Genomic DNA, 2,328 nt, shown 5'->3' with positions numbered 1-2,328 from the left:
CTTGTACTTCTATTCGTGTGCTACTACTGCATCTGTGAGTCTGTGTGACTGTACACATCTGTAATGGAGTGCGAAACCGGGCTTGTTCGTTCCCTGAACGGCGACGGGCTGTGCATGTCGTCGGTGTCGGCGCCGCCGCGGGCCGACCCACTGAACTGGGGGAAGGCGGCGGACGAGCTGGCGGGGAGCCACCTCGACGAGGTGAAGCGGATGGTGGAGGACTTCCGCCAGCCGCTGGTGAAGATCGAGGGCGCCAGCCTGACGATCGCGCAGGTGGCCGCCGTGGCCGCCGGCGCCGGCGACGCCAGGGTGGAGCTCGACGAGTCCGCCCGCGGCCGCGTCAAGGCCAGCAGCGACTGGGTCATGAACAGCATGATGAACGGCACCGACAGCTACGGCGTCACCACCGGCTTCGGCGCCACCTCCCACCGCCGCACCAAGTAGGGCGGCGCGCTCCAGAGGGAGATCATCATATTCCTCAATGCCGGCGCCTTCGGCACCGGCACCGACGGCCACGTTCTGCCGGCGGAGGCGACGCGCGCGGCGATGCTCGTGCGCATCAACACCCTCCTCCAGGGCTACTCCGGCATCCGGTTCGAGATCCTCGAGGCCATCACCAAGCTGCTCAACACCGGCGTCACGCCGTGCCTGCCGCTCCGTGGCACCATCACCGCGTCCGGTGACCTGGTTCCCCTGTCCTACATTGCCGGCCTCATCACCGGCCGCCCCAACGCGCAGGCCATCTCGCCCGACGGCAGGAAGGTGGACGCCGCCGAGGCGTTCAAGCTCGCCGGCATCGAGGGTGGCTTCTTCACGCTGAACCCCAAGGAAGGTCTCGCCATCGTCAATGGCACGTCCGTGGGGTCGGCGCTCGCGGCCACCGTGATGTTCGACGCCAACATCCTCGCCGTCCTGTCCGAGGTGCTCTCGGCGGTGTTCTGCGAGGTGATGAACGGCAAGCCGGAGTACACCGACCACCTGACCCACAAGCTGAAGCACCACCCTGGGTCGATCGAGGCCGCCGCCATCATGGAGCACATCCTCGCCGGGAGCTCGTTCATGAGCCACGCCAAGAAGGTGAACGAGATGGACCCGCTGCTGAAGCCGAAGCAGGACAGGTACGCGCTCCGCACGTCGCCGCAGTGGCTCGGCCCGCAGATCGAGGTCATCCGCGCCGCCACCAAGTCCATCGAGCGCGAGGTCAACTCCGTGAACGACAACCCGGTGATCGACGTCCACCGCGGCAAGGCGCTCCACGGCGGCAACTTCCAGGGCACCCCCATCGGTGTGTCCATGGACAACGCCCGTCTCGCCATCGCCAACATCGGCAAGCTCATGTTCGCGCAGTTCTCCGAGCTCGTGAACGAGTTCTACAACAACGGGCTGACCTCCAACCTGGCCGGCAGCCGCAACCCGAGCTTGGACTACGGGTTCAAGGGCACCGAGATCGCCATGGCCTCCTACTGCTCTGAGCTCCAGTACCTCGCCAACCCCATCACCAACCATGTCCAGAGCGCGGAGCAGCACAACCAGGACGTGAACTCGCTGGGTCTCGTCTCGGCCAGGAAGACCCTGGAGGCGGTGGACATCCTCAAGCTCATGACCTCCACCTACATCGTCGCCCTGTGCCAGGCCGTCGACCTTCGCCACCTCGAGGAGAACATCAAGAGCTCCGTCAAGAACTGCGTCACCCAGGTGGCCAAGAAGGTGCTCACCATGAACCCCACCGGCGACCTCTCCAGCGCGCGCTTCAGCGAGAAGAACCTCCTCACCGCCATCGACCGCGAGGCCGTGTTCAGCTATGCCGACGACCCGTGCAGCGCCAACTACCCGCTCATGCAGAAGCTCCGCGCCGTGCTCGTCGAGCACGCCCTCACCAGCGGCGACGCCGAGCCCGAGGCCTCCGTGTTCTCCAAGATCACCAAGTTCGAGGAGGAGCTCCGCTCTGCGCTGCCCCGGGAGATCGAGGCCGCCCGCGTCGCCGTCGCCAACGGCACCGCCCCCGTCGCCAACCGGATCGTCGAGAGCCGGTCGTTCCCGCTCTACCGCTTCGTCCGCGAGGAGCTCGGCTGCGTATTCCTCACCGGCGAGAAGCTCAAGTCCCCCGGCGAGGAGTGCAACAAGGTGTTCCTCGGCATCAGCCAGGGCAAGCTCATCGACCCCATGCTCGACTGCCTCAAGGAGTGGAACGGCGAGCCCCTTCCCATCAACTAAGCCAAGATCCCATCGCCATTGCCATTGCCATACACCCATCATCGAGGAGGAGAGGAGACTAAAAATAAAAGAAAACGAACCGCTTCGTGTATCTTCAGACAAAAAAGACCCTGC

Annotated in this window: 1 pseudogene; it reads left to right on the top strand. The window is 65.0% G+C overall.

What is annotated here, in order from left to right:
- The first annotated feature begins 63 nt into the window (after positions 1 to 63).
- Positions 64 to 2,214, top strand: a pseudogene (locus NK662_RS24405) (phenylalanine ammonia-lyase).
- Positions 2,215 to 2,328 lie beyond the last annotated feature (114 nt).

The organism is Ectobacillus ponti (assembly GCF_024294785.1).
GTDB lineage: Bacteria > Bacillota > Bacilli > Bacillales > Bacillaceae_G > Ectobacillus > Ectobacillus ponti.
This window is presented reverse-complemented; position numbering and strand designations above follow the sequence as displayed.